Source organism: Treponema sp. (assembly GCF_051883275.1).
Classification (GTDB): domain Bacteria; phylum Spirochaetota; class Spirochaetia; order Treponematales; family Treponemataceae; genus Treponema_D.
In genome coordinates this window covers 105,510-112,707 of the sequence record NZ_JBJETK010000068.1, presented here as the reverse complement: position 1 = coordinate 112,707, position 7,198 = coordinate 105,510, and the positions used below count along the sequence as shown (strand labels likewise).

Genomic DNA, 7,198 nt, shown 5'->3' with positions numbered 1-7,198 from the left:
GTAAAGGCGGACGACCTGCGCTACAGCGATGACGGCGTACGCGACGTTATCAAGAGTATTATTTTGCCTTTGTGGAATTCTTATTCGTTCTTTGTTCAGTATGCGAATATTGACGGAGTTGTCTGCACCGGTCATGAATTTGACAGCAAGCTTCCTGATAATCCTCTTGACCGCTGGATTATTTCTGTTTCTCAGAAAATGGTCAAGGAAGTTTCCGAAGCCCTTGACGACTATGATCTCAGCGCGGCAATAGATCCTATGCTTTCATTTATTGACCAGATTAATAACTGGTATATTCGCCGCAACCGCCGCCGCTTCTGGAAGTCCGGCAGTGATGCTGATAAGCTTGAGGCATACGGTGCGCTTTATTTTGCCCTGAAAACTTTTGCCCTGGTTTCAGCGCCCTTTATTCCGTTCCTTTCAGAGGAGTTGTGGCAGAATCTAAAGACAGCCCAGGACAAGGAGTCGGTGCATTTGATGGATTATCCTGTCTGCAATGAGTGTTTCCGCGACAAGGAGCTTGAATTCCAGATGGCAAGTGTCCAGAAAGCTGTTTCTATGGGAAGAAGCCTTAGAAATCAGTTCAACTTGAAAAACCGCCAGCCACTGGCAAGTGTCGCGCTTGTTACCCGTGATGCCGAGGAGAAAAAAGTTCTTTCCAGCATGCAGGATGCAATCGCTGAGGAGCTGAATGTAAAAGAGGTTGTCTTCCATGAGCGCGAGGCTGAGCTTGTTGAATACAAGGCAAAGGCAAATTTCCGTGTGCTTGGAAAGCAGCTTGGCGGAAAAATGAAGGCTGCGGCATCGGAAATAGAAAAACTTCCGGCTGCCCAGATTGAGCAGATTCTTGAAGGAAAGTCTGTTGATTTGCAGTTTGAAGGCGGAAGCATTTCCTTGAACCAGGACAATGTTATTGTTGAGCGTTTTGAAAAGGAAAATTTGAAAGTTCTGAATGACGGAACGCTGACGGTCGGTCTTGATACACGGATTACTGACGAATTGAAAAAAGAAGGCTATGTCCGTGACTTGGTTCGCGGAATTCAGAATCTGAGAAAAGATAGCGGATTTGAAATTACAGACAGAATTGAACTTTCTGTAGGCGGCTCTGAAGTGCTGAAATCTGCCTTTGAATTTTTCAGGGATTTTGTATCAAACGAAACACTTGCTTCCTCTATTATTTGGAACGAAAAAATTTCCGGCACAGAGATTGACTGCGAGGATGAAAAGTGGGTTGTCGCTGTTAAAAAAATATAGCTGATTTTTGCGAGGTTGTTTTTATGAAGAAACTTTTTCCTGTTTTTTTGCTTGTGTTGTGTTTTTTTGGATGCAAATCTTCTGAGGTGACTACTTTTGTCCCGGAGATAGATCCCCTTTCGCTGCTTGAAGAGGATTCCAGCATTTATATAAGTATTCCTGCAAGCAAAAATCAGGAGCTTGTTTCCGGAATTTTATGCGCGCGTATTTCGGGGCTTGCGCAGAAGGATGCGATGTCCATTGCGGAGAGGACAAAGAATTTGTATGCCGGAGTTGGAACTGTTGAGGATCGTTCGCGCCTACAGATTGTATCAAAAACTTCAATTCCGCATATTGTGCTTCAGTCTGCGCTTTCCAAGAAAAATGGCTGGGAGCGTTCCTATTTTCAGTATGAATCAAAAAACTTTGAAAAATTTATCCATGCAAAAAGTGAATTTCAGGCGGCTTTTCCAGCTTCCAATTTGATTTGCTCTTCACAGAATGTGGATTTGCTTTTGGAAAATTTTGCAGAGAATAAGCCTGCTCCTGATGCCGCATGGAAAAAGTGGATTTCCCAGGAACAGCCGCAGGGCGAAATATTTTTCTACATAACCAGACCGGGGCAGTATCTGCGCAGCCTCATAGGTCAAACTGTGAATGTCGGCACTGATGCTATTTATGGCACTTTGAAACATTCTGCGGAAAAAAATTCTCCGGGACAGTACGAGCTTTCGTTTTTTACCCATCTGACAGACAAGAGAAGCGCTGTTGCATTGAAGGCGCTGCTTAGCCTTTCTTTTGCGATGACGGGCGGAACCATTGAGCAGCCTGATGATTTAACCTTGAAAATATCCGGCATTGAGATTTCTGAAACCAAAATTGCTGATTTGTTCCTGCGCGATCCTATTACAGGAAAACATTACAAAGTTGTGGACGATAAGGTTATTGAAGAGTCTGTGAGGAAATGAAAACTCTGAAAATCTGTTTTTGCCTTCTCTTGGGAATGTTGCCTTGTTTTTTTTGCTGTACTTCAATTCCCTATGAGCGTTCGCTTGCAGAAAAGAATCTTTTTGAAGAATATTTTTCGCTTGCGGAGGCATATAAAAAAATCGAAAAATATGAAAAGGCTGTTGTCTATTATGAAAAATCGCTGGCTTCAGAATCCTTTCATAAATACGCTTTTTATGAAATTGCAGTCTGCAATGTCTATTTAAAAAACTGGGAAAAGGCGGCGGCTTCTTTCAATGAGCTGCTCGAAAATGACCCGGAAAATATAACCTTAAAAAGCTCCCTGGCCTATATAGAAGCGATGCGCGGAAATTTAGCCGGAGCGCAGACTCTTTATTCTGCTCTCTATGAAGAAAATCCTGATGATTCTTCTGTTTTAAAAAATCTTATTTTAGTTCTTATAGCTCAAAAAAATTATACTGAAGCAAGCGAAAAGCTTGTTGTCTTTGAAGAGAGATTTCCTTACGAAGACTCTCTTCAGGAGCTGAAAAAAGCTATTCCGGAAGATTCAAAATAACGTAAAAAAAGGCAGCTTGAAAAATCATCCGCAACGAATTTTCAGGCTGCCAATTTTATTTGCGTGTTTCTATAAAAACTCAAAAGCAAAGGTCTTAGAGTTCCTCTTGAACATTCTCTTTTGAATCTGAATCCTGTTTTTCATCTTGAAATGATTCGGATGCAAGATAATCCTTGTACCGCTCAGGATTCACTCTGAATGCAATTATCGGAGAGTCATTTGTTGTTCTGCTGAGAGCTTCTTCGCTTTCATTTGCAAGTCTTGTTGAAGATATAAGGCGAAGTGATCTGGAAGAAATTCCTATGCCAATAAAGCGGCTTTCATTGTACTTTGAAAGCACTGATGCAATATCCGCATGAAGCTCTTCCGCTATGACAAGAGATTTGTCTGTGTTCTGGTTCTGGAAAATAATGCTTGCGCCGTCTTCTTTATAGTTGAAAACCAAGTCATTGAATTTTATCTTTTCAAGAATCACCCTGCTGATTTCCTTTCCACATTCGGAAGTCCAGCTTATGCCTTTTATTATTATAGTAAACAGCGACAAATCCTGATCGCCTGAAGCGGAGCGTATAAGCTCACTGTCAAGCCTTGTGAGCATATACTGTTCCCATCCAAATCCCGTGTCAGGACAGAAAAGCCCGGATGGCTCTTCTTTTTCATTCTGGCTTTCCTCTGGTTCTGGCTGCTCCGGCTCTTCATTCAAAAATGCAAGGACATCTTCTTCTTCCGGCTGCTCCGGGGACTCTTGCTGTATTTCATCGGATTCCAAAGAAGTTTCATTTTCCTGCGGCATTTCTTCTGTGTCTTCAGGAAAATCGTCATAGGATTCAATTTCAGGATATTCAGTGCTGTTTGCTTCGGCAGGGGCTGGAACTTTGCTGTTCCTTGTGAAAAATACAAGATATACGGCTGTTGATACAGTTGCCAGCAGAACGGCTATAAGAGCAATGCGGCCTCTGTAAAAAATGGAAACAGGCTTCAAAAGATATATAGAAGACATAAGAGAAACAGGTATTCCGTTTTCAGAAAACACTGTTGTTGTATACATTTTTACAAGCGAGGAATTTATCTTTTCCAAATCAGAGACTTTCCCGGGGTAAGAGAAAATCAATTCCTCTCCATATTTTAGCTGAAGTCCCGCAATGTCTGATACGTTTCCAAGTGAAAACAAAAATTCGTCATAGAATTTTTTACTCTGCGGTGTATAATTCTTGCTGATTCTGCTTAAATCCCTGGTAATAGAATTAAAGCGATTTTGAGAATAAAAAATTCCACGCCTGTATTCAGCGGCAAGTGAAACAACGAAAAACAAAACTGACAAGATGTAAACAGCACAAACTGCCGGTATAAAAAATGAACTTCCTTTAGCTCTCATAGCGTATAATTATAACGCAGAGCTTGTTTGTATGCAAGTTTCAAACGCTCAAAAAGTGTGCTGTTTTTAAAAAAAGCAAGTACAGGCAGAATGGCCCGCCCGGTGTTGCTTTGCAAAATTATGTCAGGCTCCGGATTTTCCATAAGAGTCTTCATTTCATCTAAAAAACTGGAAATGAATTCTGAATATATGAATTTTTTCTGCAAAGGCTGCTGAGGCACTTTTCTGTCTGAAATATAGATTCCGTCTTTTATGGAAAAACAATTTGCTTCTGCCCATTCTTGAAGCGAAGCCTTGTATTTTTTTAGGACATCGCTTGTGTAGGCTTCTTTTTTTTCCGGGATTTTTTCAAGCTCGGTTCTGAACATGAGGGCGCAGTATTTTTCTTCAAGCGGAAAAAGTCTGCTGGAGTTTGACATAAACTGGCTTTCAAGATATGTGCCTTTTGCATAAGCTTTTCCGCGGTAGTATGAAAAGTCTGCTCCAAAGAATTTCAGCTTTGAGAATCCGCAGTTTTTTGCCCAGTCAGCAGCGGCGATTGTTACAGTGCCTGCTCCTGAATTTATTTCAGGTATTCCAAGTTCTTTTGTTGCGAGCGATGAAAGAGGGTGCCGCCCTGGACAAAACTGAATTCTTTTTCCGCTCTGAAATGCATGCCTTGCGAATTCTGGATTTGCGGATAAATCAAAAATAAATGCCGTGTCTGATTTGTTTTGACCGCACAGAAAATGTTCTGAAGATATATGCTGTGAGTCGATGCTGATGACTGCGTTTGGAATTATGCCGTGCTTTACAAGCGTGCCGAAAGCGGTGTCGGTTGACACAATGAAAAAATTTCCGTTCCTTATTTCCTCTATGGAATTATCCAATGTCGGGCCGGCTGCTATTATCGCTGCGGTCTTTTTTGTTTCGCTTGAGCTGACGGGAAATGCAAAAAAATTCTTTGCTTCAAAGTGATCTGAAATAAATTTAAGATTCAAGAGAATATTTCTGTTCCATATTTTTCCAAAATGCGCCTGGGTGGAATAGTCGAATAAAATCTGCTCGGCTGAATCTTTTACAATGCTGGCTGTTTCCTGTGCAGTTTCAGCGTTTTCATTTTTCCATGCCCTGTTGAAAACCAGCGTTAGGTTTTTATACAGTGCTGGAAAGTATCGTGTGCACAGAATTTTCTTGAGGGTTTTGTTTTCGCACATCACAACTTTTTTGCATTCTTCAAGTTTTTTTACAGCCGGAAACTGTCTGCAAAATTCAAGGCTTTCGTTGTCTGCTTCTACTGCAATCACAAGGCTGACATTCTCTTTGTTCAGAATTTTTTCTATATGAAATCCGCCTGCGATTCCTGCAACTACAACACAGCCCTCCGGTTCGCTTTCAAAAAAAATCTGCTCCGCATCAGGATTATATTTTGAGGCTGATGGTTTTCCGTTCTTGAATAATGGAACTACGCTTCCGTTTTTTGCGGTGACTGTGTTATCTGAATAAATCATATCGCTGTGCCTTTTCCCAATGCTCCCATTATATCGCAGAAAAATATTTTCATTTTTTCCTGGATTTTTTTTCTTTGCTCTTCTGTTTCCTCTGGAGTTCTGCATCTTTCCAGTGCCACAGTTTCAGAGGGGAGCGCATTTTTTATCCATTCAGGATTTGACATATTTGTTATGATGATGTCACGCAGAAGATTCATTCTTTTTTCTCTGCTGAAATGAGATTCTGACTTTATGATTTCCGGCATTTTTTTTCCGCTGGCTGAATTCCTTTTTTCAAAGAAATCCCAGCTGACGTCCTCTATTTTTCCAAGCCTTGAGCTGTAATAAAAATGGTCGCTTAGCCTGTAAATCCGCCCCTGAAAATCAAAGGACGAAAACCAGTTTCTGTAGATTGCAATGGAGGCCGCATTTATTTCACAGGCGGCGATTCTTGTTTCTGCCGTGTTTATCCTGTTTTCAGCTGCCGCATTCCTTTTTTCAAGCTCATTGGGCTGAACATGAGCAAATCCTTTGGTGTACGCAAGATCAAGTCCGCAGTAAAAAACATTTCCCTCTGTGAGTGAAAGGGCAAGAAGCGCGGCTGTTCCGCTCACACTTCCGTTTCTGACTGCCGAAAGCCCCTGGTACCCTGAGCCTTTCAGAATTTCCTCCGAGCAGCCGTCCCCGTAAAAAAGAGGAACAACAGCGGAATTGCACAGAATGGAAGCAAAGCATGAAGCTTCTCCGGGCAGCGCAAGCGGAATGTTTTTTAGTGCGCACAGCGGAGCAAGATGAAGCTTTGCCCAGTATCCTCCGTCAGTGGAAATGCATAAGTCCGGCTCAATTCCATAGTGAACGAGCGGAGCTGCCGCTGAAGAAACTGCGATTAAAAAGAATTTGTCCCGGTTTTTTTTTAAGAACGGAATGTTTTGCATTAGGCTAGGGCCGCTTGCGCAGACAACAATGTCTGCTGTTCCTTTTTGAATCCGGGCTGTTTTTTCTGTGAACAGGGAAAATCTTATTGCGTTCCTTGTCCATCTTTTGCTGAAAAAAGTTCTGGTTGCAAGAACAGCTCTGCTTTTTAATACTGCGGATTTTATCTCATTCCAGGTGAATTCGTGCAGCTCTTTGAATGCCTTTTCGCTTGGCTTCCATGAAAGAAATAGACAGGCGGAAATTCCTTCGTCGCCCATAAAGCTGAAAATTTCTTCTTCAAGCCGTGTGTTCTTTTTTCCGTCCTCTCCGGATGCATGAAAAACTTTGTCCCAACATTCGTCTGTGCTTGAAAAATCCATTGAAAAGCGGACACAGCATAATATCGCGCCGCTGAATTTTTTTCTAAGAAAGGAACTGCAATAGGATAGCGCCGGTTCAGTTACAAGAAGATAATGCGGGTTAAAATTACATTCTATGTTTTCGCAGAAACGCTCCGCTTCCTTTGTGGGGTTGTATAAGGAATGAAGCTGGAATCCGTTTTCGCAACAGGTTCTTTCTCCGTTCCGTGCTGTTGAAAACTCCATAGTTCCTCCTGAAATTCTTTAGGAAAGCCCTAAAAATTCCAGTAAAATCGCTTGAAATTGCCGTTAAAAGCAAGAG

At 41.8% G+C, this 7,198-nt stretch carries 6 protein-coding genes; 3 read left to right on the top strand and 3 right to left on the bottom strand.

The genetic code is table 11. The annotated features are described in order from the left end of the window. The 3 genes from ACI4L0_RS10855 to ACI4L0_RS10845 all read left to right on the top strand — a co-directional run. Window positions 1–1,254: DUF5915 domain-containing protein (locus ACI4L0_RS10855; RefSeq protein ID WP_439800190.1), on the top strand; the 1,254-nt coding region annotated here is incomplete at its 5' end. A gap of 23 nt (window positions 1,255–1,277) precedes the next feature. Continuing rightward, on the top strand, window positions 1,278–2,201 hold the full coding sequence (locus tag ACI4L0_RS10850) for a hypothetical protein (RefSeq protein ID WP_439800189.1): 924 nt from the start codon (window positions 1,278–1,280) through the stop codon (window positions 2,199–2,201). After that, window positions 2,198–2,758: a tetratricopeptide repeat protein gene (locus tag ACI4L0_RS10845; RefSeq protein WP_439800188.1), complete on the top strand. Its 561-nt coding sequence runs from the start codon at window positions 2,198–2,200 to the stop codon at window positions 2,756–2,758. The genes ACI4L0_RS10850 and ACI4L0_RS10845 overlap by 4 nt, the downstream gene beginning before the upstream one ends. A gap of 94 nt (window positions 2,759–2,852) precedes the next feature. Here ACI4L0_RS10845 and ACI4L0_RS10840 read toward each other — a convergent pair whose 3' ends face one another. Genes ACI4L0_RS10840 through ACI4L0_RS10830 form a run of 3 tightly spaced genes read right to left on the bottom strand, consistent with a single transcriptional unit; the run spans window position 2,853 to window position 7,122 of the window. Further along, a complete protein-coding gene (locus tag ACI4L0_RS10840) occupies window positions 2,853–4,133 on the bottom strand; it encodes a hypothetical protein (RefSeq protein ID WP_439800187.1) in 1,281 nt (426 codons plus the stop codon). Beyond that, entirely contained in the window at window positions 4,130–5,623 is a 1,494-nt protein-coding gene (locus tag ACI4L0_RS10835) for a 6-hydroxymethylpterin diphosphokinase MptE-like protein (protein WP_439800186.1), read from the bottom strand. The genes ACI4L0_RS10840 and ACI4L0_RS10835 overlap by 4 nt, the downstream gene beginning before the upstream one ends. Further along, window positions 5,620–7,122 carry a 6-hydroxymethylpterin diphosphokinase MptE-like protein gene (locus tag ACI4L0_RS10830; protein WP_439800185.1) on the bottom strand — a complete coding sequence of 501 codons (1,503 nt, stop codon included), beginning with the start codon at window positions 7,120–7,122 and terminating at the stop codon, window positions 5,620–5,622. Before ACI4L0_RS10830 ends, ACI4L0_RS10835 begins: the two co-directional genes overlap by 4 nt. Window positions 7,123–7,198 lie beyond the last annotated feature (76 nt).